The sequence below is a fragment of the Pseudomonas sp. 2822-15 genome (genome assembly GCF_002742515.1).
Lineage (GTDB): Bacteria > Pseudomonadota > Gammaproteobacteria > Pseudomonadales > Pseudomonadaceae > Aquipseudomonas > Aquipseudomonas salomonii.
In genome coordinates this window covers 329038-350786 of the sequence record NZ_LJRY01000183.1, presented here as the reverse complement: position 1 = coordinate 350786, position 21749 = coordinate 329038, and the positions used below count along the sequence as shown (strand labels likewise).

Sequence of the window (21749 nt, the reverse complement as noted above, 5' to 3'; positions counted from 1 at the left end):
GGGGCGGCATTCCCACGCAGAGCGTGGGAATGATCATTGCACCTGTTTGGGCAAACGCTGATCTATAAGCTGGTACAACGCGCTGCTCTCAGGCCAGTTACGCATAAACCGCGCGCGGTCCTTGGCGAACGCCGGCGCGAAGCTGGCGACCGAGCTGTGCTGACACATGGCGTCCAGGTCGATCAACGCCCAGCGATCCTCGGCCCAGAACAGGTTATGGCCCTTGAAATCACCATGGCTGATGCGCTCGCGGATCAGCTCGGCGAACAAATGGTCCAGGGCCAGCAGTTCATTTTCGGGCGCATCGCCTTTCTCAACATAGGGCGCGAAGCGCTCGATGATGTCCGGCCCCGGCAAGTATTCCGTCACCAGGTAAGCCCGGCTGCGCAGCCACAAAAAGCGTTTTTCCAACACCGCCAGCGGCTTGGGCGTGGCGATGCCAAGGAACGCCAGGCGGTTGCCCTCGCGCCACGAATGCCAGGCCCGGCTGGGGCGCCAGAAGCGCTTGAGCCAATGGGCAAAACCCTTGATGTTGTAGCGCTTGATCACCAGCGGCCGCCCGCCCGCTTCGACCTTGGCAACCGTGGCCGCGCCACCGGTTTTGTACACATGGCCTTGGTCGAGCAACGCGTCGGCCTGTTCCAGCACCGGCAGCATCGCCGCCTCTTCCTCGCGACGAATCGCACGCAAGGCAAAGGCGCCACGCACCACGCTGAACAGCGTGCATTCACGGCCAACCTTGTTCAGAAAGTCTTTCAAACGCCAGGCGCTGACCTTGCGCACCTGTTTTTCCAGGGCCTGCAGCGGCAAGGCGTGTTCGCCGTTGCTCAGCAGGTAGTACACCAGCAATTCTTCGGTAAACGGTTCGAGGTTTTTCGGCAACTGGGCGAAGAACACGCCAAGGTTTTCCAGCACCCGGTTGCGCGACAGCGGCTTGCCCGCCTCCTCAACACGAATCCCGGCGCCATCGATCAGGTACAGCTTGCCGTCCTGGCGCAGCAAGTTGTCCAGGTGCAGGTCTTCTTGCCACAGGCCTTTGGCGTGCATCTGCGCAATCGCGCCCAACGCCTCGGCGAGTACGGCGGTTTGCTCATCCGCCAGTGGCGGCAACCCCTCGACCGCCTGCCAGGCATCGGCGAGGCTTTCGGCACCTTCGATAAATTCAAACAGCAGCCAGCCGCCCTCGCCTTCCTGCAAGCCATCGGCCAGCAATTGTGGCGTGGTCAGGCCTTGCTCGGCCAGCAGGCGCACGCCGCTGAGTTCACGCTGAAAATGCCGCGCGGCCTTGCTGCCTACCAGCAACTTGGCCAACACCGGGCGGCCGCGCCAGACGGCGGCGCCCACGTAGCGTTCGCCCGGCAACACGCGCAACAGGTTAAGCAGTTGCAGCTGGCCTGTGCCTGCGGCGTCGGCCAGCTCGAGGGTCAGCGGCAGCTCGGGCGTACGGCCGGCTTTTTTCAGTTCGGACAAGCGCATCAGCGCTTCTCCTTGTGGCTGCGCCGGGCCGTCAGGCGCTCGAACCAGGCGCCCACCAGCGCGCTGTCTTCAGGCTGGTCCAGATACGCCGCCAGCAGTTGCCGCACTTGCGCATCCGACCACTGCGGCGCACGGCGCAGCAACGGCTCCAGGTCCTTGACCCGATCACGCCGGCCGAACAGCAACGGGCGGGTTTTCTCCAGGTCGATCAACTGCGCGGCATAACCGTCTCCGAGCGGTTGCAGGAAAATATGCTTGGGGTAAAAACAGCCATGCACCTGACCGACGCTGTGCAGGTGGCGCGCCAGCTGCCCACACGCCAGCAGGATCGCACGGTGCTGGGCGTCGCTCAGTTGCGGCCATTGCTCGAGCAATGAGTCCAGGTCATTCCAGCCGTCCAGGGCGCGGGTCAGCAGCATCGCGCGGCGCTCGCCTTCAACCTTGCGCTCACCGAAAAACGCTGCCTGCAACGCCGGAATACCCAGCTGCCGGTAGCGGCTGATATTACGAAACTCGCGGGCAAAGGTCGGCTCGCCGAACGGCTTGCTGAGCGTGCGCGTCAGGTAGTTGCTCTGGCGCTTGAGGTAGTAACCCTGGCCTTCAAGCTCCAGGCGAAACACGCTGCTCCAGCCGCCGTCGCTGGTATTGGGTTCATCCACCGCGTCCAGTTGCCTGGCCCACAGCGCATCGAAGTCAGCCAGGCCGTGGCGCGCAAGCAATGCGCGATCATCGGCCGCCAGAAAATCAGTCATTCGCGCCCCTCGAAAAACTTCACCACGTGGCGGATTCGCTGTTTGTCCGAAGCCGTCAGGTGCGTGCGTTGGCGGTATTGCAGGTAGAAGCGCAGGCGCTGGGTGGCCGACAGGTGATACTTGGCGACTTTATCCAGGCAGGCCAGGTCCTTGGTAATACGGTACTTGAGCCAGAAACCGCGCCAGAAATCGCCGTTGGGGCAATCGATCAGGTACAGGGTGCGGTTATCGTCAACCAGCAGGTTGCGCCACTTCAAGTCGTTATGGGTAAAACGGTGCTCGTGCATTGTGCGCGTATATTCGGCCAGTTGACGGCTGATCACGTTGACCCACGTGGGGTCTTTCAAGCACGGATCGTTACGATCGGCCAGCACCGACAGGTCTTCGGTCTTGGGCAGCTCGCGGGTGATCATCGCCCCGCGCGCATAAGCCAGCCCCTTGCGCTCAAGGCCCCAGGCCACCACGTCGGCGGTGGGAATCCCCCACTTGGCGAAGCGCTTGAGGTTCTGCCATTCGGACTTCACCCGAGGTTTGCCCAGGTACCGGCGCAGGCCCTTGCCGGCACCGACGTAGCGTTTGACGTAGTAATTGACCCCGCCCCGCTCCACCCGAATCACTTCCGACAAGGGGTCGCGCGTCAGTCGCTCACCCTGCAAGGCAAACACTGCCTCCAGGCTGCCAAAGTCATCCGCCAGGGCGGCGTAAGCAGGTTCCAGGTTCCAACCCGCCATCAGATCGCATCCCCCAGGCGTTGCTTGCGCGCATACAGCTTGTCGGCCTTGCGCTGCAACAGGCTCAGGGACGCCGACTGCTCGGCCAGAATCTGGCGCAGCGGCTGGCGGAAGTAGCCTTTGAGGAAGCGCAACTTGTCGCGCTGAGTCAGGCCGATGTCCAGCGCCGAGTAGTACAGCGCGGACAAATCCTTGTCGCGCCAGCGCAGCGGCAGATGAGCACGCAATTGGGCACGGTGCAGGTCGATCACCGACAGCTTGATGGTGCGCGCATCGATCGGCCGCGACGTATCCAGCAGGAAGTGGCACAGGTAGCAGTCGCGGTGATTGACGCCGCCACGGTGCATGTCGCCGACCATGCGTGCCAGTTCGGCAGTGAGCGCATGGCGCAATGCCGGTGCCGGCGGCTCGGCCACCCAGTTGACGGTCAGGTCTTCCAGGCTGATGGTCGGGGCCAGTTCTTCGGTGATGATGAACGAGTGCTGGTCCGCCGGGTTGCTGCCTTTTTCACCGAAGGCCACGCCGGTCATGGTCGGCACGCCGAGTTCCTGCAGGCGGTGGATGGCCGACCATTCCAGGCCGGCACCCAGCACCGGCAACTTGGCGGTGATCAGGTTCTTGAAGATCTCGCCCCAACCGATGCCCCGGTGGATTTTCACGAAATACGGGCGGCCCTCCACCTCGGTACGCAAGGTGCGACGCGCCGCCAGTTCACGAAATACCTGGCCTTGCAGTTTCTCGACTTCGGCGAAGGCATCACGCCCGGCCCATAACGTCTTGAACGGTTCGGCAAGAATCAACTTCATCGTTTCGGCTCCGCCAGAATCACATCTGCCGCGTGCTGCGGCATGCTGTAGAGGTCGGCCGTCTCGGCGAAGGCCAACCCATTGCGGCCCCAGGCCGCGCGCTGTGCAGTGTCGGTAAGCATGTGCGTGAGGTACTGGTTGAGCTGCGCTTGTTCAAACGGCTCATCCAGCACCAGCCCGCTGTCGGCTTCGCCAATGTAGTGGGCATAACCACACACCGCCGAGACCAGCACCGGCAACCCGGCCACCAGGGCTTCGAGCAACACGGTACCGGTATTTTCGTTGTACGCCGGGTGAATCAACAGGTCGGCGCCCAGCAGGAAACGCGGGATATCGCTGCGGCCCTTGAGGAACTGCACGTTATCGCCCAGCCCCAACGTGGCGCTCTGCAACTGGAATACTTTGGGGTCGTCCTGGCCGATTACAAACAGGCGCGTGCGTTTTTTAAGTTCGGCAGGCAAAGCGGCCACGGCCTTGAGGCTGCGGTCGACGCCCTTGGTCTTGAAGCCGGAACCGATTTGCACCAGCAGCAACTCGTCGTCGCGCAGGTTGAATTCCTTGCGGAAACCTTCGCGAATTTCAGCCGCATTCGGCGGCGCGCGGCGGTCCTGGGCAATGCCCGGCGGCAGCAGGTGGAAGCGCTCCAGCGGCGTGTCGTAATGCTTGATGAACAGCGGTTGCTGCACTTCGGAGATCATCAACACTTCGGTCCAGGCGTCTTTGGCGAACACCGCACGTTCGTACTCGGCAAAGTGCTTGTAACGGCCAAAGCTCTTGTACAGCGAGTGGCGCAGGTTTTGCGCCTTGTCTTCAAAGCAGCCGTCGGCGGCGTAATACACGTCCAGACCGGGCATTTTGTTGAAGCCGATCAAACGGTCCACCGGGCGCTTGGCCAGGTCGGCTTCCATCCAGGCCAACAGTTTCTCGTTGCGCCGGTGGTTGAAGAACGCCTTGACCGGCGCCACCAGCACTTCGAAACCGGGGGGAATGTCGCCTTCCCAGATCAGCGTGTAGACCCGAATCTTATGGCCGCGTTGCTGGCACTCCAGGGCGATGCGCATGAAGTCGCGCTGCAGGCCACCGAAGGGGAAATATTTGTACAAAACAAAAGCCAGTTGCATCAGTGCAGCTCCTCAGCCAATAACAACGTGCTCAGTCGGCTTGCCACACGCTCAGGGTTCAAGCGCGTGAAGCACAGGGGCGACTCGCGCTTGATGTCGAACCGACGCAGGTCGTCGGCCGTCGGTTGATAGGTACAGGTTTTTTGCAGGCACGGCGCGCACGGGAAGTCGCTGGCCAGGTGAATCTGGCCCTTGCCGTAGGCGCCGGTGAGGCCCGGGTTGGTGGGGCCGAACAGGGAGATGGTCGGCACGTCCAGCGCAGCGGCCAAATGCCCCAAGCCCGTGTCCACCGCCACACAGGCGCGGGCACCGGCGAGCACACGGGCAACGCCGGCCAGGTTGAGTTTGGGCAGCACTTCGGCGTTTTGCAGGCCCTGGGCCAAACGCTCGGCGCGGGCTTTTTCGGCGGCATTGCCCCATGGCAATTTCACGTCCACGCCCAGGCGGCCCATGCGTTCGGCCAGCTCACGCCAGTAGGCTTCGGGCCAGTGCTTGGTGTCCCAGGTAGTGCCGTGCAGCAGCAATACAAAGGGTTTTTTCGGCGGCAGGCCGAGCAGCTTGTCGACGCTGAGGCCGTAATCGCCCAGGCCTTTGGGCAAGTCATAACCCAACGCCACGGCGAACAGCTGGCGCAAACGCTCTACCGCATGCTGCCCACGGGCCACGGCCAGCCGGCGCGAGTAGAAACGCGCAGCCAGCGGCTCACGGGCAGAATTTTTATCAAAACCGGCCACCGGCGCGCGTACATAACGCGTCAACCAGGCGCTTTTGAGCAGCCCTTGGGCATCGATCACCAAATCGTATTTGGTCGACTGCACGCTCTGTTTGAAGCGCCGCCATTCACCGCTCTTGATGGTTTGCCAGATGTTCTTGCGCCAGCGGCGAATCGCCACCGGGATCACTTTGTCCACGGCCGGGTGCCAGGTGGGAATCTCGGCAAAGCCTTCTTCCACCACCCAGTCAAAGCGGATGCCAGGGATCGCCCGCGCCGCGTCGGTCAGTGCCGGCAAGGCGTGGATCACATCGCCCAGGGATGAGGTCTTGACTACCAATACGCGCAAACTAGCGAACCTCGACCGCAGAACCCTGCAACCGCTGCAAGGCTTCATTCACCGGCTGCGGCAGCAACTGACGCATGCAGTTGTAATGGCCAAACCGGCAGGTACGCTCAAAGCACGGGCTGCAATCCAGGCCCAGGCGCACCACTTCAACCTTATCGGCCAAAGGCGGGGTAAAACCGGGCGACGTCGAGCCATATACCGCCACCAAGGGGCGGTTCAGCGCTGCGGCCACGTGCATCAGGCCGGAGTCGTTGGACACCACCGAATCGGCGCAGGAGAGTAAATCGATAGCCTCGGCCAGCGACGTGTCGCCACTGAGGTTCACCGCTTCTTCACGCAGGCCGGGGATCAGGCGCTGGCGAATATCCTCGCCCACCGGATGGTCCTTCTTCGAACCAAACAGCCAAACCTGCCAGCCTTCGCGAATCTTCGTCTCGGCGACTTTGGCGTAATGCTCCGACGGCCAGCGCTTGGACTCGCCAAACTCGGCGCCGGGGCACAGCGCCAGCACGGGACGGTCAAGCGCCAGGCCGAACTTGGCCAGCGCTGCGTCACGGCTCACCGGATCGATCTGCAGGCTCGGGCGCGGGTAAGGCGCGGGCAACTCGGCACCGGGCTCGTAGGCCAGCGCCATGAAGCGTTCGATCATCAGCGGGTAGCGCGCCTTGTCGAGGGTGCGCACGTCATTGAGCAACACGTAGCGAAACTCGCCGCGCCAGCCGGTACGTTTAGGGATGCCGGCAAAGTACGGCACCAACGCCGACTTGAGCGAGTTGGGCAGCAAAATCGCCTGATCGTACTGGCCGACCATGGATTTGCCGATGCGCCGGCGCGTCGCCAATTCGAGGGCGCCATGGCCAAGCGGGAAGCTCAAGGCCGCGCGCACCTCGGGCATGCGCTCGAGGATCGGCCGGCTCCACTCAGGGGCGAGCACGTCGATTTGGCAGTCGGGATGGCGCTGTTTGAGGCACTGAAACAGTGTCTGCGCCATCACCATGTCACCGACCCAACTAGGCCCAACGATCAGAATATTCATGTAGTTTCCACAAACGATGCGGGGAGGCTTATGCCTCCCCGCATCGTTATTTACTGTAGGTCACGGTAGCCACTTTGTGTCAGAGCTGGCTTGTGTGGGAGCTGGCTTGCCTGCGAATGCATCAACTCGGTATCACTGATAAACCGAGGCGTCTGCATCGCGGGCAAGCCCGGCTCCCACACAAAGCTGTGTGTCCACATTAGATTGGCATCCCACATTTAATCGAGTTTCAGCTTAACCCCAGTTCATTCCAGATTCGCATCACCTGGCGCCGTTCGTCGGCGAACTGATCCCCGGCTACCGTGCCGGCCTCGTTTTGCAAGGCCTGGCGGTGCGCGGCGGAACGGTAGGCCTTGTACACCTCACGCAACAGATGGGCATCGGCGGCGGGCATCAGCCCGACCTGCTCCAAGCCTTCCAGAATGCGGATATTGTCGGTATAGCGCAGCAACGATGGATGTTGCGCAGACCACGCCAAAGCCGCGTATTGCACCATAAATTCAATATCGACGATACCTCCGGCGTCTTGCTTGAGGTCGAACACGGTCGCCGGCTCGAAGGCATTCGCCCCCGTCCCGGCAGCCGTAGCCTTGGTGCCCAGGTTGTCGCGCATCTTGGCGCGCATCTCGCTGACTTCCTGGCGCAGCTTCGCCAAGTCACGTTCACGCCCCAGTACTTTAGCCCGTACCTGTTCAAACGCGTGGCCCACATCCTGGCTGCCCACCAGCACCCGCGCGCGGATCAGGGCCTGATGTTCCCAGGTCCAGGCTTCATTTTCCTGGTAGCGCTCAAACGCCCCAAGCGAGCTGACCAGCAAACCGGAGGCGCCGGAAGGTCGCAGGCGCATGTCCACTTCATACAATTGGCCGGAGTTGGTCTGGGTGGTGAGCAGGTGAATGATCCGCTGGCCCAGGCGCGTAAAGAACTGCGCGCCGTCGATGGGTTTTGCGCCATCGGTTTCGGCCTGCGGGTCGCCGTCGTGGACGAACACCAGATCCAGGTCCGAGCCATGCCCCAACTCGATACCGCCGACCTTGCCATACCCCACAATAATGAAACCCGGGTCGCACAGGCTGCCGTCCACCCGCTGTGGCGAGCCATGGCGGGCGACCGTCTGGCGCCAGGCCAGGGCCAGCACTTGTTCGAGAATGGCCTCGGCGAGCCAGGTCAAATAGTCGCTGACCTTCATCAACGGCAGGCTACCGGCAATTTCCGAGGCGGCTACACGCAGGCGGTGGGCCAGTTTGAAGTGCCGCAAGGCCTCCATCTGTTGCTCAAGGTCATCTTCGGGGATGCGTGTGAGGCGCTCACGCAGCTCAGCGGCGAGTTCCGGCGCCAACGGTGGTTTGAACAGGCGGCCTTCGTTGAGCAATTCGTCGAGCAGCAGCGGGAAGCGCGTGATTTGCTCGGCAATCCAGGGGCTGGCGGCGCAAAGCGTCAACAAGCGGCGCAGGGCGTCGGGGTTTTCGGTCAGCAGTACCAGATAGGCGGAACGTCGCGCCACGGCCTCCACCAGCGGCAGCACGCGTTCGAGCACCAGATCCGGGTTGGCGTGTTCGACGGCCTGGGCCAGCAAGCGCGGGATAAACGCGTCGAGCCGCTCGCGACCGAGGCGCTGCATGGCGCGTAACTGCGGGCTGCCACGCAGGCCAGCCAGGGCTTTGAGGGCTTTGGGCGCGTCGGTAAAACCGCCTTCGGCCAGTTGGCGACACGCGGCATCTTCGTCCTGGGACTCCTCCCACAACGGTAACCACTCCCCGCCCACCACCAGCTCGCTTTCTGCGCCTTCCTCTTCGTCCGGATCAGCGATCACCTGACGGAAGTGCCAGTCCACCCGGCCACGCCAATACATCAGGCGCTCATGGAACGCGGCCCAATCGGCAAAGCCCAGCATAAAGGCAATGCGCGCCTGATCTTCAGGGCTGTCCGGCAGCATTTGCGTTTGACGGTCGGCGATCGCCTGGATCGCGTGCTCGGTATAACGCAGGAACTCATAACCATTGCGCAACTCCGCGATCACCGCAGGCGGCAGGTAGCCCTGGCCTTCCAGCGTGCCGAGCACCATCAGCAACGGCCGCTGTTGCAGGCTCAGGTCGCGGCCACCGTGGATCAACTGGAACGCCTGGGCGATAAATTCCACCTCGCGGATGCCGCCCGAGCCCAGCTTGATATTCTCGGCCATGCCCTTGCGCCGCACTTCCTGCTGGATCAGTTGCTTCATGGTTCGCAGCGCTTCAATCGCGGAAAAATCCAGGTAACGGCGGTAGACGAACGGGCGCAGCATATCCAGCAATTGCGCACCGGCCACCTGATCGCCGGCCACCACGCGTGCCTTGATCATGGCGTAGCGTTCCCAGTCGCGGCCTTGATCCTGGTAGTACTGCTCCAGCGCATTGAAGCTGAGCACCAGCGCGCCGGCCGAACCGTAGGGCCGCAGGCGCATGTCGACACGGAAGACAAAACCATCGACCGTCATCGGGTCGAGGGCCTTGATCAGTTTTTGACCAAGGCGAATGAAAAACTCCTGGTTGTCCAGCGCGCGCTTCACGCCCACGGTTTCGCCGCCTTCGGGGTAGGCGAAGATCAGGTCGATGTCCGACGACAGGTTCAACTCCACCGCGCCGAGCTTGCCCATGCCGAGGATGACCATGTGCTGGGCTTCGCCGCTGCGCCGGCCGGTGGGTGTGCCGAACTGCACGCAGTGGCGTTGGTACAGCCACTGGTACGCCTGGTCGATGCTGGCGTCGGCCATGTCGGAGAGGTCGCGACAGGTTTGCACCAGGTCCGCCTGTCGGGTCAGGTCGCGCCAGATAATGCGCACTTGCTGGCGCGTGCGCTGGCGGCGCAGCACGCGGCCCAACTCATCTTCTGTTTCGGCCTGTTGCACGGCACCGGCGATCTGGCTGCACAGCTCACCGGGCGCAAAGCCGCGGTCCAGCTCGCCCCAGGCCACCAGCTCAAGCAACATCAAAGGGTCACGAACACTCTGTTCAATGACGAAATCACTGGCGGCGCACACTCGGGCAAAGTCGGCCCACCGTTGCGGCGTCCACGCAGAAAGTCCATGATCGGCGTCCAGCGCGGCCACTGCGTCACGAAATGACTGCTCGGCCCGCTGGGCAAAAGGCAAGAGAATGGCCGGCAGTTCGGCCAGCGTTGGAAGGCTCATGGTCTATCCTTGATCGGCGCGCAAAAGGCGTGTGGTTGTGAAGGCAAGAACCACGCTTGGTGAAGGACTGTCGAACAAAGGTTAGAAATAGCTGAAATTAATTTCATCTTGGCAGCCAACATCAAACTTTCACCTTTTCTTGTTCGCAAATGATCAACAATAACGATTATGCTCACCAGCCGGACCGAGCCATACGCTCAGTCTTGTGTAGTTTTACTACTCGTATATACATTCGAAAGGCTGAAATGGCCGACGATTTGTAGTAAAACTACAGGACGCCGAAGCAACCTTCGGCCATCCAAGAATTTATGTCGTCTGCCCACAAGGCCAGTCGCAAACTTCAGGCAACCGATTCTGGTAGCCTTTCCGCCCTGGAGCAAGCCATGCAAGACCTCGATCCCGTCGAAACCCAGGAATGGCTGGACGCCCTGGAATCGGTTCTCGACAAAGAAGGCGAAGACCGTGCTCATTATTTGATGACCCGTATGGGCGAACTCGCGACCCGCAGCGGCTCGCAATTGCCTTACGCCATCACCACGCCATACCGCAACACCATCCCCGTTACCCACGAAGCACGCATGCCTGGCGACCTGTTCATGGAACGCCGCATTCGCTCGCTGGTACGTTGGAACGCCATGGCGATGGTAATGCGCACGAACTTGAAAGATTCTGACCTGGGCGGTCACATCTCCAGCTTCGCTTCCAGCGCAACCCTGTATGACATCGGCTTCAACTACTTCTTCCAGGCCCCGACCGACGAACACGGCGGCGACCTGATCTACTTCCAGGGCCACACTTCTCCAGGCGTTTACGCCCGTGCGTTCATGGAAGGCCGCATCACCGAAGAACACATGAACAACTTCCGCCAGGAAGTGGACGGTAACGGCCTGTCGTCGTACCCGCACCCTTGGCTGATGCCTGATTTCTGGCAGTTCCCGACGGTATCCATGGGCCTTGGCCCGATCCAGGCGATCTACCAGGCACGCTTCATGAAGTACCTGGAAGCCCGTGGCTTCATCCCTGAAGGCAAGCAGAAAGTCTGGTGCTTCCTGGGCGACGGCGAGTGTGACGAGCCGGAATCCCTGGGCGCCATCTCCCTGGCCGGCCGCGAGAAGCTCGACAACCTGATCTTCGTCATCAACTGCAACCTGCAGCGCCTCGACGGCCCGGTTCGCGGCAACGGCAAGATCATCCAGGAACTCGAAGGCGTGTTCCGCGGTGCTCAGTGGAACGTGACCAAAGTCATCTGGGGCCGTTTCTGGGACCCACTGCTGGCCAAAGACGTCGACGGTATCCTGCAACGTCGCATGGACGAAGTCATCGACGGCGAATACCAGAACTACAAAGCCAAAGACGGCGCGTTCGTACGTGAACACTTCTTCAACACGCCTGAACTCAAGGCGATGGTTGCAGACCTGTCCGACGACGAGATCTGGAAACTCAACCGTGGCGGCCACGACCCGTACAAGGTCTACGCGGCGTACCACGAAGCGGTCAACCACAAAGAACAACCGACCGTCATCCTGGCCAAGACCATCAAGGGTTATGGCACCGGTGCCGGCGAAGCGAAGAACACGGCGCACAACACCAAGAAAGTTGATGTTGAAAGCCTGAAGCTGTTCCGCGATCGTTTCGACATCCCGGTCAAGGACGAAGAGCTGGAGAACCTGCCGTTCTTCAAGCCGGAGCCAAACAGCGCCGAAGCCCGCTACCTCAGCGAGCGTCGCACTGCACTGGGCGGTTTCGTGCCACAGCGCCGCGCCAAGTCCTTCGACATTCCTACACCGCCACTCGATACCCTCAAGGCTATCCTGGACGGCTCGGGCGACCGTGAAATCTCCACCACCATGGCGTTCGTGCGCATCCTGGCGCAGTTGGTCAAGGACAAGGAAATCGGTTCGCGTATCGTCCCGATCATCCCGGACGAAGCCCGTACCTTCGGTATGGAAGGCATGTTCCGTCAGTTGGGCATCTACTCCTCCGTCGGCCAGCTCTACGAGCCAGTCGATAAAGACCAGGTGATGTTCTACAAGGAAGACAAGAAGGGCCAGATCCTCGAAGAAGGCATCAACGAAGCGGGCGCCATGAGTTCCTTCATCGCTGCCGGTACTTCGTATTCGAGCCACAACCAGCCGATGCTGCCGTTTTACATCTTCTACTCGATGTTCGGCTTCCAGCGTATCGGCGACCTGGCGTGGGCGGCAGGCGACAGCCGTACCCGTGGTTTCCTGATCGGCGGCACCGCCGGCCGCACCACGCTGAACGGCGAAGGCCTGCAACACGAAGACGGTCACAGCCACATCCTGGCTGCCACCATCCCGAACTGCCGCACCTTTGATCCAACCTACGGCTATGAGCTGGCGGTGATCATCCAGGACGGCATGAAGAAGATGACCGAAGAGCAGCAGGACGTTTTCTACTACATCACTGTGATGAACGAGTCTTACCAGCAACCTGCCATGCCGGCCGGTGTTGAGGAAGGCATCATCAAGGGCATGTACCTGCTTGAAGAAGACACCAAGGAAGCGGCGCACCATGTGCAGCTGATGGGCTCCGGCACCATCCTGCGTGAAGTGCGTGAAGCGGCGAAGATCCTGCGTGAAGAGTTCAACGTCGGCGCTGACGTGTGGAGCGTTACCAGCTTCAACGAACTGCGTCGCGACGGCCTGGCGGTGGAGCGCAACAACCGCCTGCACCCAGGTCAGAAACCAGCCAAGAGCTACGTCGAAGAGTGCCTGGCCGGCCGTAAAGGTCCAGTCATTGCCTCTACCGACTACATGAAGCTGTTTGCTGAACAGATTCGTCAGTGGGTCCCGTCCAAGGAATTCAAAGTCCTGGGCACCGACGGTTTCGGCCGCAGTGACAGCCGCAAGAAGCTGCGTCACTTCTTCGAAGTTGACCGTCACTTCGTGGTGTTGGCAGCCCTGGAAGCCTTGGCTGACCGTGGTGAGATCGAACCCAAGGTGGTGGCTGACGCTATCGTCAAGTTCGGGATCAACCCGGAAAAACGCAACCCACTGGACTGCTGAGGAGATTTTTTGTGAGCGAACTCATTCGCGTACCTGACATCGGCAGCGGTGAAGGTGAAGTAATCGAGCTGTTTGTGAAGGTCGGCGACACCGTCGAAGCCGACCAGAGCATCCTGACCCTGGAGTCGGACAAGGCGAGCATGGAAATCCCTGCTCCCAAGGCCGGCGTGGTCAAGAGCCTGAAAGTGAAGCTGGGCGACCGCCTCAAAGAAGGCGACGAACTGCTGGAACTGGAAATCGAAGGCGCCGCTGATGCGGCCCCTGCGCCAGCCCCGGCCGCCGCTGCTGCCCCCGCACCTGCCGCTGAAAAACCTGCTGCCGCTGCCGAGGCCCCTGCGGCCCCGGCTCCGGCTGCTGCTCCGGCTGCTGCCACCGTTCAGGACATTCATGTTCCGGACATCGGTTCGTCGGGCAAGGCCAAGATCATCGAGCTGCTGGTCAAGGTCGGCGACACCGTCGAAGCCGACCAGTCGCTGATCACCCTGGAGTCCGACAAGGCCTCCATGGAAATCCCTTCGCCGGCTGCCGGCGTGGTGGAAAGCATTGCGGTCAAGCTGGAAGACGAAGTCGGCACTGGCGATTTCATCCTCAAGCTCAAAGTACAAGGCGCTGCACCTGCTGCTGCGCCAGCACCGGCTGCTGCTCCGGCTGCCAAGGCTGAAGCTGCTCCGGCCGCTGCTGCACCTGCCGCACCGGCTGCAAAAGCCGAGGCCGCACCGGCCCCTGCGGCTGCTGCGCCTGCGCCAAGCGGTGCCAAGGTTCACGCCGGCCCTGCCGTGCGTCAGCTGGCCCGTGAGTTCGGCGTTGAGCTCAACGCTGTGTCGGCCACCGGCCCGCACGGTCGTGTGCTCAAAGAAGACGTGCAGGTCTACGTCAAAGCCATGATGCAGAAGGCCAAGGAAGCTCCGGCTGCCGGCGCTGCTACGGGCGGCTCGGGCATTCCACCGATCCCGGTCGTGGACTTCAGCCGCTTCGGCGAAACCGAAGAAGTGCCGATGACCCGCCTGATGCAAATCGGCGCGTCGAGCCTGCACCGCAGCTGGCTGAACATCCCGCACGTGACTCAGTTCGACCAGGCCGATATCACCGACCTGGAAGCTTTCCGCGTTGCGCAGAAAGCCGTGGCCGAAAAAGCCGGCGTGAAACTGACCGTGCTGCCACTGCTGCTCAAGGCCTGCGCGCACCTGCTCAAGGAGCTGCCGGACTTCAACAGTTCGCTGGCACCAAGCGGCAAGGCGATCATCCGCAAGAAGTACGTGAACGTAGGTTTCGCGGTGGATACCCCGGACGGCCTGCTGGTTCCTGTGATCAAGAACGTTGATCAGAAGAGCTTGCTGCAACTCGCCGCTGAAGCTGCTGCGCTGGCTGCCAAGGCCCGCGACAAGAAGCTCACCGCCGACGACATGCAAGGCGCGTGCTTTACCATCTCCAGCCTCGGTCACATTGGCGGCACTGGCTTCACGCCAATCGTCAACGCGCCGGAAGTGGCGATCCTGGGTGTGTCCAAGGCCACTATCCAGCCTGTGTGGGACGGTAAAGCGTTCCAGCCCAAGCTGATGCTGCCGCTGTCGTTGTCCTACGATCACCGTGTGATCAACGGCGCGGCTGCTGCCCGCTTCACGCAGCGCTTGAGCCAACTGCTCAACGACATCCGTACCATCTTGCTGTAAGCCTTCAACGGGCCTCCCTGTCACCGGGGAGGCCTGGCACTACCGATTTCCGAGCGCCACGCTCGTACCTCAACCCCGCCACTTGGCGGGGCTTTTTTTGGGCGCCCGTTGAACACGCAAAACAGGTTTGTACACCTTCCATCACCCCGATTGCAGAAATCCCCTGCGCGGCCGATAACAGGGTTATAGCACTTAGCCTTCATCCTCTCTTGTCAGTGCGTGCTGCATGATGCAACCTTGCCGCAAATGACAGTAAAGAGGGCGTGAGCCCGGCGCCGTGCGCATCTTCCCAAGCGAGTTTCCCCCATGAAAAGCCAACCCGATGTCGCCCGTATGGCGGCCGAGGTAGTGACGCAATTACCGGTGCCTTCGCGCCTCGGTATGCTGCGTTTCGAGCGGCTTAATGAGGCAAGCTGGGCGCTGCTGTACCTGGACCCTAACTGCGAGCGCCAATTCGGCCTGCCGGCGGTGGAACTGTGCGCCTTGATCGGTACCCCTTACGCCAGCCTGATGGAACCCCAGGCGCGCTATAAACTGCATGACACCATCCAGCAGCAGCTGACCCATAGCCCGCATTACCTGGTGCGCTACACCCTGCACACCAACGATGGGCCCTTGAGCCTGCTGGAGATGGGTGAGGCGTATAAACAGCACAATCGCCACCTGTTGCGCGGCTACCTGATGGTGGTCGACGGCCTGTTCAGCGAAATCCCGATGACAGCCCCGACCGCCGACCTGGAAAACCAGAACAGCCGCCTGCAGATCGCCCTGGAACTCAACCAGCGTGCCCAGCAGGAACAACTGCAACACCTTGAACGGGTACGCGCCCAACAGGAGCTGATCCTGCTGCTGGCGCGCCAGCGCTACACCACACCGAATTCGCTGCAAGAAGCCGCCGAGCTGATTACCCGCAGTGCCTGCGATATCTACCAGATCGACTGCGCCAGCATCTGGAACCTCGAAGGCCAGCGCCTGGTGCCGATCTCCGCCTACCACCGCGACGACCAGCAGTACCACTTGCCCGAAGCGATCGACGCCAGCGGCTTCCCGGACTACCTGGAAGCCCTGCATTCGAGCCGCGCCATCGACGCCACCCATGCGATGCGCGACCCGCGCACCCGGGAAATGGCCGAGAGCCTGCGCGCCAAGGACGTCCACGCCATGCTCGACGCCAGCATCCGCGTGGATGGCCAGGTGGTTGGTGTGTTGTGCCTGGAGCAAAGTGGCAGCTCGCGTGCCTGGCAGTCGGATGAGATCGCCTTTGCCGGCGAGTTGGCGGACCAGTTCGCGCAAGTGATCAACAACCACAACCGCCGCACCGCCACCAGCGCCTTGCACCTGTTCCAACGCGCAGTTGAGCAAAGCGCCAACGCCTTTCTGCTGGTCAATTGCGACGGCGTGGTGGAGTACGTCAATCCAAGCTTTACCGCGATCACCCAGTACAGCGCCGAAGAAGTCCACGGCCATCGCCTGGCGCAGCTGCCGGCGTTGGAAAACCTCAGCGAACTGCTGTTCGATGCACCGTCGAGCCTGGCCAAGAGCAACAGCTGGCAAGGTGAATTCAAGAGCCGGCGCAAAAACCTGGAACCCTATTGGGGCCAGCTGTCGATCTCCAAGGTGTATGGCGACAACCGTGAGTTGACCCACTACATCGGCATCTACGAAGACATCACCCAGACCAAGCTCGCGCAGCAGCGTATCGAGCGCCTGGCCTACACCGACAACCTGACCAACCTGGGCAACCGCCCGGCGTTTATCCGCAACCTTGATGAGCGCTTCGCCCGCGACAGCGACAGCCCGATCAGCCTGCTGCTGGTGGACATCGACAACTTCAAGCGGATCAACGACAGCCTCGGCCACCAGACCGGCGACAAGCTGCTGATCAGCCTGGCCCGGCGCCTGCGCAACAGCCTGAGTGCCGGCGGCAGCCTGGCGCGTTTTGCCAGTAACGAGTTTGCGGTGTTGCTGGACGACACCGACCTTGAGACCGGCCAACAGGTGGCCAGCCAATTGCTGACCACCCTCGACAAGCCGATGTTTGTCGACAACCAGCTGATCAGCGTCACCGGCTCCGTGGGCCTGGCCTGCGCGCCGCTGCACGGCCGCGACCCGCAAACCCTGATGCGTAACGCAGGCTTGGCGCTGCACAAGGCCAAGGCCAACGGCAAGCATCAGGTGCAGGTCTTCACCGAGGCGTTGAACGCCGAAGCCAGCTACAAGCTGTTCGTGGAAAACAACCTGCGCCGCGCCCTGACCCAAAACGAGCTGGACGTGTTCTACCAGCCCAAGCTGTGCCTGCGCAGCGGCCGCTTGCTGGGCATGGAAGCACTGTTGCGCTGGAACCACCCGGAAAAGGGCATGATCCGCCCCGACCAGTTCATCAGCGTGGCCGAAGAAACCGGGTTGATCATCCCCATCGGCAAATGGATCGCGCGCCAGGCCTGCCGCATGAGCAAACAATTGAGCGCAGGCGGCATGGGTAATCTGCAGGTGGCGATCAACCTGTCGCCCAAGCAGTTCTCCGACCCGGACCTGGTGGCGTCGATTGCCACCATCCTCAAGGAAGAGCAACTGCCGGCCAACCTGCTGGAGCTGGAGCTGACCGAGGGTTTGCTGCTGGAAGCCACCGAAGACACGCGCCTGCAACTGGACCAGCTCAAGAGCTTCGGCCTGACCCTGGCCATGGACGACTTCGGCACCGGCTACTCGTCGCTGAGCTACCTGAAAAAATTCCCCATCGACATCATCAAGATCGATCGCAGCTTTATCCATGAAATCCCGGACAACCAGGACGACATGGAAATCACCTCGGCGGTTATCGCCATGGCCCACAACCTCAAGCTCAAGGTCGTGGCCGAGGGCATCGAGACGGCCGAACAGCTGGCGTTCCTGCGCCGCCACCGCTGCGATGTAGGCCAGGGCTACCTGTTCGACCGGCCGATCCCCGGCGCAGAGCTGTTGGAAAAGCTTAAACGCTACCCGCGCGGGCCAATCGCCTGACAGCGCTGTAACACTCGGGCACACTGGCTGTCTGTCTTAATACATAACTCAATCTGACTGAGAGGACTGATCATGGTCTTGCGCTCGGAAATTCTGGTGAACAAAAACGTGCTGCCGACTCAAGAACAAGCTTTGCCTGGCCGTGAAACGCCGATGAACCTGCCGGAAACTCACTTCGTCAACGGCAACCCGCTGCTGGGCCCCTTTGTCGACAACGTAGAGTTCGCGATCTTCGGCCTCGGGTGCTTCTGGGGTGCCGAACGACGCTTCTGGCAGCGCGACGGCGTGGTCAGCACCGTGGTCGGTTACGCCGGCGGTTACACGCCGAACCCGACGTACGAAGAAGTCTGCTCGGGCCTGACCGGCCACAGCGAAGTGGTATTGGTAGTGTTTGACCAGGACAAGATCAGCTATGAAGAACTGCTGAAAATGTTCTGGGAATTGCACAACCCCACCCAGGGCATGCGCCAGGGCAACGACATCGGCACCCAATACCGCTCGGTGATCTACGCGGTGAAACCTGAGCATCTGGAGGCGGCCAAGGCCAGCGCCGATGCCTATCAGGCTCAATTGTCCAAGGCGGGCCTGGGTGTGATCACCACAGAAATCGAAGAAGCCCCGACGGTGTATTTCGCCGAGGCGTACCACCAGCAATACCTGGCGAAGAATCCGCAAGGCTATTGCGGCATCGGCGGTACCGGCGTGACCTGCCCTATCTGACGCCAAAAGCATCGCGGGCAAGCCCGCTCCCACCTTGGAATGCATTCCAAATGTGGGAGCGGGCTTGCCCGCGATAGCGTTCCGACAGGCGACTCATTACTCAGCGATGAGCCAATCCATTTGCCACCCACCTTGGGTCTGGCCAAGTTTTTTGGACAGCCACGGCAGCAGCTCACGCAACTCCTCCTCCAGGCCCCACGGCGGGTTGGCAATCGCCAGGCCCGAGCCGGTCAGGGTGTTGGGCGTATCCAACGGATGCACCAGCAACTCCACACGCAGCAGCTTCGGCGCGCCGGTGCCGGCCAGGTCCTGGTAGAAACGCCGCAGCATGCGCTGGTCTTTCACCGGGTACCAGATCGCCGCGACCGTCTGGCGCATACGGCTGACCGCTTCCTTGAGGGACGCCGCGCAGCGCTGCATTTCATCGAGCTGTTCAAACGGCGGATCAATCAGCATCAACGCGCGTTTTTCCGGCACCGGCAGCAAGGCACGCGGCACGTGCCAGCCTTCGCCCAAGTGCACTTTGACCCGGCGATCGCCCTTCATGTTGTCCTTGAGCAGCACGCCGTCTTCCGGGTGCTTCTCATTGAGCAACACACGGTCCTGGGGCCGCGTGAGGCGGCGCGCCAGCTCCGGGGAGCCTGGGTAGTAGCGCAACTGGCCGTCCGGGTTCATCTCGTGCAGCACACGCATGTAGTCGGCGGTGAGTGGCGGCAGGTCGCTCTCGCCCCACAGGCGTGCAATGCCTTCCAGGTATTCGCCGGTGCGGTTGGCCTGGTCGCCCTGCAAGTCGTACAGCCCAATCCCGGCGTGGGTGTCGAGGTAGGCGAACGGCTGTTCCTTGCGCGACATCAGGGCGATGAGGCGGGTCAGGGTCAGGTGTTTAAAGACATCGGCGTGGTTGCCGGCGTGAAAGGCGTGACGATAATTCATGGTTGCTCCTGCGCAGGGGGCGAAGTTTACCTTCTACGCAAGCAAAGGTGCAGGGCTGCGTGTCGGGTGGCGCTTATGTCGCAAAGGCAGACGCACTGCCGAAAACAATCTATGCCTGCTGTGGGAGCTGGCTTGCCTGCGATGGCATTGCCGCGGTATTACCCGTACACCAGCGGTGCTGGCATCGCAGGCAAGCCAGCTCCCACATTGTCTGGGGGCAACTCTGGAATCCAAGGAGGTCAACCCGCATCATGAAAGACGCCACCATTGCATTGCACCACGGCTTCAAGTCGGACCCGACCACCAAGGCCGTCGCCGTGCCGATCTACCAGAACGTCGCCTTCGAGTTCGATAATGCCCAGCATGGCGCCGACCTCTTCAACCTGGACGTGCCCGGCAACATCTACACACGCATCATGAACCCCACCAACGACGTGCTGGAGCAGCGCATTGCCGCCCTTGAAGGCGGTATCGCCGCCCTGGCCGTATCGGCCGGAAGCGCGGCAATCCACTATGCAATCCAGACACTGACCCGTGCCGGTGACAATATCGTCACCACGCCCCAGCTTTACGGCGGCACCTACACCTTGTTCGCCCACCTGCTGCCAAGCTTTGGCGTCGACGTGCGCTTCGCCCGCGACGACTCTGCCCAGGCCATCGCCGAACTGATCGACGACAACACCAAGCTGGTCTACTGCGAAAGCATCGGCAACCCGGCGGGCAATATCATCGACATTCAAGCCCTGGCTGATGTCGCCCATGGGCGCGGCGTACCACTGATGGTGGATAACACCGTGGCCACGCCGATCCTGTGCAAGCCGATTCAATTCGGCGCCGACATCGTGGTGCACTCGGTCACCAAATACGTGGGCGGCCATGGCAACTCCCTGGGCGGTGTAATCGTCGACAGCGGCACCTTCCCCTGGACCCGATACCCGGAAAAATTCCCCGGCCTCAACCAACCGGAGCCGGCCTATCACGGGGTGGTTTACACGGAAAAGTTCGGCCCCGCCGCCTTCATTGCCCGCGCCCGCACCGTGCCGTTGCGCAACACCGGGGCTGCGCTGGCGCCGATGAATGCATTTCTGTTGCTGCAAGGCCTGGAAAACCTGGCCTTGCGCATGGAACGCCATACCGAAAACGCGCTGAAGGTTGCGCAATTCCTGCAAGGCCACGCCGAGGTGGAATGGGTCAGCTACGCCGGGTTGCCGGACCACCCGCACCACGCCCTGGCGCAGAAATACATGCAGGGAAAACCCTCGGCGATCCTGTCATTCGGCTTGAAGGGCGGCTATGACGCGGGCGTGCGTTTCTACGATGCGCTGCAAATCTTCAAGCGGTTGGTGAATATTGGCGATGCCAAATCCCTGGCCTGCCATCCCGCATCCACCACTCACCGGCAGATGAACGAGCAGGAACAGGCCAAGGCCGGCGTGAAGCCGGAGATGATTCGCCTGTCGGTCGGCATTGAGGCGATTGAAGACCTGATCGAGGACCTGCAACAGGCCCTGGCCTCAACGCAACTCTGAAGCCAAATAACCCGCCAGCGCTTGAGGGCTGACGCCGGGCCTGCGCGAAAAGTAGGCGACCTTGTGCTGCAAGGTCGCAGGCGTAAACGCGGTGCAGAGGTCCGGGCGTTGTTCCTCGATCCATTGCAGCAGGTTGCCGATCAGCACCTGCGGCGAGTGCTCGGCCAAGTGCTCAAGCAGCGACGCCGGCACTTGCCACCATGGGCTGGCCTTGGCTGCCGTGGCCGGGCCGGTGCTGACGGCCAGCGGCTTGCCATTGATCAGGTAGCGCTGAAACACCGGCAACACGCGTGCGGCCTCGTCGCCCAGCTTCTGCAAAATGGGCAGCCAGTGAGCGCCATCCCAAAAACGCAAAAACACCGCCTGCTCATCCGGCAACAATACTTTGGTCAGCCCTTGCAGGTGCGCAGCCACCGTCTCCGGCGGGCTGGACGAGACCGCGAGCCAACCCCAGTCCGTTGCCTCGGTGCTGGCGACCCAATCAAGGAGGGCACTGTCCGGCTCAACAATGCCCACATAAGGCATGACTTCGACCCAATCGGCGTAAGCCGTACCGGCCCATATCGAATGCGGCAATTTCCCCGGCGCCAGGGTTTGCCATGCATTAAGCGGCTTGGCTTCGCTGGCGCTGCCCAACACCGCGTAGAGCTGCTCTTCGGGTTGTAGCGGCCACTGTGCAAGCCAGGCGCCGGGAACCATGGGCTGAGACATCGGGA

Annotated in this window: 15 protein-coding genes; 5 read left to right on the top strand and 10 right to left on the bottom strand. The window is 61.7% G+C overall.

Annotated features, from left to right (window positions below; genetic code table 11):
• Positions 1–33 precede the first annotated feature (33 nt).
• From AOA59_RS13680 to glnE, 8 genes are all read right to left on the bottom strand, one after another.
• Positions 34–1476, bottom strand: a complete 1443-nt coding sequence (locus AOA59_RS13680; RefSeq protein WP_099487859.1) for a lipopolysaccharide kinase InaA family protein — start codon at positions 1474–1476, stop codon at positions 34–36.
• A complete protein-coding gene (locus AOA59_RS13675) occupies positions 1476–2228 on the bottom strand; it encodes a lipopolysaccharide kinase InaA family protein (RefSeq protein ID WP_056860565.1) in 753 nt (250 codons plus the stop codon). Before AOA59_RS13675 ends, AOA59_RS13680 begins: the two co-directional genes overlap by 1 nt.
• A complete protein-coding gene (locus AOA59_RS13670) occupies positions 2225–2959 on the bottom strand; it encodes a lipopolysaccharide kinase InaA family protein (RefSeq protein WP_056860566.1) in 735 nt (244 codons plus the stop codon). The genes AOA59_RS13675 and AOA59_RS13670 overlap by 4 nt, the downstream gene beginning before the upstream one ends.
• A complete protein-coding gene (gene rfaP / locus AOA59_RS13665) occupies positions 2959–3765 on the bottom strand; it encodes a lipopolysaccharide core heptose(I) kinase RfaP (protein ID WP_017138513.1) in 807 nt (268 codons plus the stop codon). The genes AOA59_RS13670 and rfaP overlap by 1 nt, the downstream gene beginning before the upstream one ends.
• Complete coding sequence (locus tag AOA59_RS13660; protein WP_099487857.1) at positions 3762–4886, bottom strand: glycosyltransferase family 4 protein; 1125 nt, start codon at positions 4884–4886, stop codon at positions 3762–3764. The genes rfaP and AOA59_RS13660 overlap by 4 nt, the downstream gene beginning before the upstream one ends.
• The gene (gene waaC / locus AOA59_RS13655) at positions 4886–5947 is read right to left on the bottom strand and encodes a lipopolysaccharide heptosyltransferase I (RefSeq protein WP_099487855.1); all 1062 of its coding nucleotides are present in this window, start codon (positions 5945–5947) and stop codon (positions 4886–4888) included. Before waaC ends, AOA59_RS13660 begins: the two co-directional genes overlap by 1 nt.
• Position 5948: 1 nt before the next feature.
• Positions 5949–6983 (bottom strand): lipopolysaccharide heptosyltransferase II, encoded by a 1035-nt coding sequence (gene waaF / locus AOA59_RS13650; protein WP_065930716.1) that lies wholly within the window; start codon positions 6981–6983, stop codon positions 5949–5951.
• Between the two features lie 229 nt (positions 6984–7212).
• Complete coding sequence (glnE, locus tag AOA59_RS13645) at positions 7213–10152, bottom strand: bifunctional [glutamate--ammonia ligase]-adenylyl-L-tyrosine phosphorylase/[glutamate--ammonia-ligase] adenylyltransferase (RefSeq protein WP_065930717.1); 2940 nt, start codon at positions 10150–10152, stop codon at positions 7213–7215.
• 383 nt (positions 10153–10535) lie between these two features.
• Here glnE and aceE point away from each other — a divergent pair, with 383 nt between their 5' ends.
• The 4 genes from aceE (at position 10536) to msrA (ending at position 18571) form a co-directional block, all read left to right on the top strand.
• Positions 10536–13181, top strand: coding sequence for a pyruvate dehydrogenase (acetyl-transferring), homodimeric type (aceE, locus tag AOA59_RS13640; protein ID WP_017138519.1), 2646 nt, complete (start codon positions 10536–10538; stop codon positions 13179–13181).
• An 11-nt stretch (positions 13182–13192) separates the two neighbouring features.
• Entirely contained in the window at positions 13193–14851 is a 1659-nt protein-coding gene (gene aceF / locus AOA59_RS13635) for a dihydrolipoyllysine-residue acetyltransferase (RefSeq protein ID WP_099487853.1), read from the top strand.
• 306 nt (positions 14852–15157) lie between these two features.
• Complete coding sequence (locus AOA59_RS13630; RefSeq protein ID WP_099487851.1) at positions 15158–17851, top strand: bifunctional diguanylate cyclase/phosphodiesterase; 2694 nt, start codon at positions 15158–15160, stop codon at positions 17849–17851.
• Positions 17852–17923: 72 nt separating this feature from the next.
• On the top strand, positions 17924–18571 hold the full coding sequence (gene msrA, locus AOA59_RS13625; protein WP_056860574.1) for a peptide-methionine (S)-S-oxide reductase MsrA: 648 nt from the start codon (positions 17924–17926) through the stop codon (positions 18569–18571).
• A 96-nt stretch (positions 18572–18667) separates the two neighbouring features.
• Here msrA and AOA59_RS13620 read toward each other — a convergent pair whose 3' ends face one another.
• The gene (locus AOA59_RS13620) at positions 18668–19504 is read right to left on the bottom strand and encodes a 23S rRNA (adenine(2030)-N(6))-methyltransferase RlmJ (protein ID WP_017138523.1); all 837 of its coding nucleotides are present in this window, start codon (positions 19502–19504) and stop codon (positions 18668–18670) included.
• Positions 19505–19755: 251 nt separating this feature from the next.
• Here AOA59_RS13620 and AOA59_RS13615 point away from each other — a divergent pair, with 251 nt between their 5' ends.
• On the top strand, positions 19756–21033 hold the full coding sequence (locus AOA59_RS13615) for an O-acetylhomoserine aminocarboxypropyltransferase/cysteine synthase family protein (RefSeq protein WP_099487849.1): 1278 nt from the start codon (positions 19756–19758) through the stop codon (positions 21031–21033).
• Here AOA59_RS13615 and AOA59_RS13610 read toward each other — a convergent pair.
• Positions 21019–21744, bottom strand: a complete 726-nt coding sequence (locus tag AOA59_RS13610) for a DUF4123 domain-containing protein (RefSeq protein WP_099487848.1) — start codon at positions 21742–21744, stop codon at positions 21019–21021. The two genes, AOA59_RS13615 and AOA59_RS13610, sit on opposite strands and share 15 nt — an antisense overlap.
• Between the last annotated feature and the right edge of the window lie 5 nt (positions 21745–21749).

Bases quoted from the DNA above. Each gene is read 5' to 3' on its own strand.
- AOA59_RS13680 (WP_099487859.1), bottom strand. From the start codon at position 1,476: ATGCGCTTGTCCGAACTGAAAAAAGCCGGCCGTACGCCCGAGCTGCCG.
- AOA59_RS13675 (WP_056860565.1), bottom strand. From the start codon at position 2,228: ATGACTGATTTTCTGGCGGCCGATGATCGCGCATTGCTTGCGCGCCAC.
- AOA59_RS13670 (WP_056860566.1), bottom strand. From the start codon at position 2,959: ATGGCGGGTTGGAACCTGGAACCTGCTTACGCCGCCCTGGCGGATGAC.
- rfaP (WP_017138513.1), bottom strand. From the start codon at position 3,765: ATGAAGTTGATTCTTGCCGAACCGTTCAAGACGTTATGGGCCGGGCGT.
- AOA59_RS13660 (WP_099487857.1), bottom strand. From the start codon at position 4,886: ATGCAACTGGCTTTTGTTTTGTACAAATATTTCCCCTTCGGTGGCCTG.
- waaF (WP_065930716.1), bottom strand. From the start codon at position 6,983: ATGAATATTCTGATCGTTGGGCCTAGTTGGGTCGGTGACATGGTGATG.
- glnE (WP_065930717.1), bottom strand. From the start codon at position 10,152: ATGAGCCTTCCAACGCTGGCCGAACTGCCGGCCATTCTCTTGCCTTTT.
- aceE (WP_017138519.1), top strand. From the start codon at position 10,536: ATGCAAGACCTCGATCCCGTCGAAACCCAGGAATGGCTGGACGCCCTG.
- AOA59_RS13630 (WP_099487851.1), top strand. From the start codon at position 15,158: ATGAAAAGCCAACCCGATGTCGCCCGTATGGCGGCCGAGGTAGTGACG.
- msrA (WP_056860574.1), top strand. From the start codon at position 17,924: ATGGTCTTGCGCTCGGAAATTCTGGTGAACAAAAACGTGCTGCCGACT.
- AOA59_RS13620 (WP_017138523.1), bottom strand. From the start codon at position 19,504: ATGAATTATCGTCACGCCTTTCACGCCGGCAACCACGCCGATGTCTTT.
- AOA59_RS13615 (WP_099487849.1), top strand. From the start codon at position 19,756: ATGAAAGACGCCACCATTGCATTGCACCACGGCTTCAAGTCGGACCCG.
- AOA59_RS13610 (WP_099487848.1), bottom strand. From the start codon at position 21,744: ATGTCTCAGCCCATGGTTCCCGGCGCCTGGCTTGCACAGTGGCCGCTA.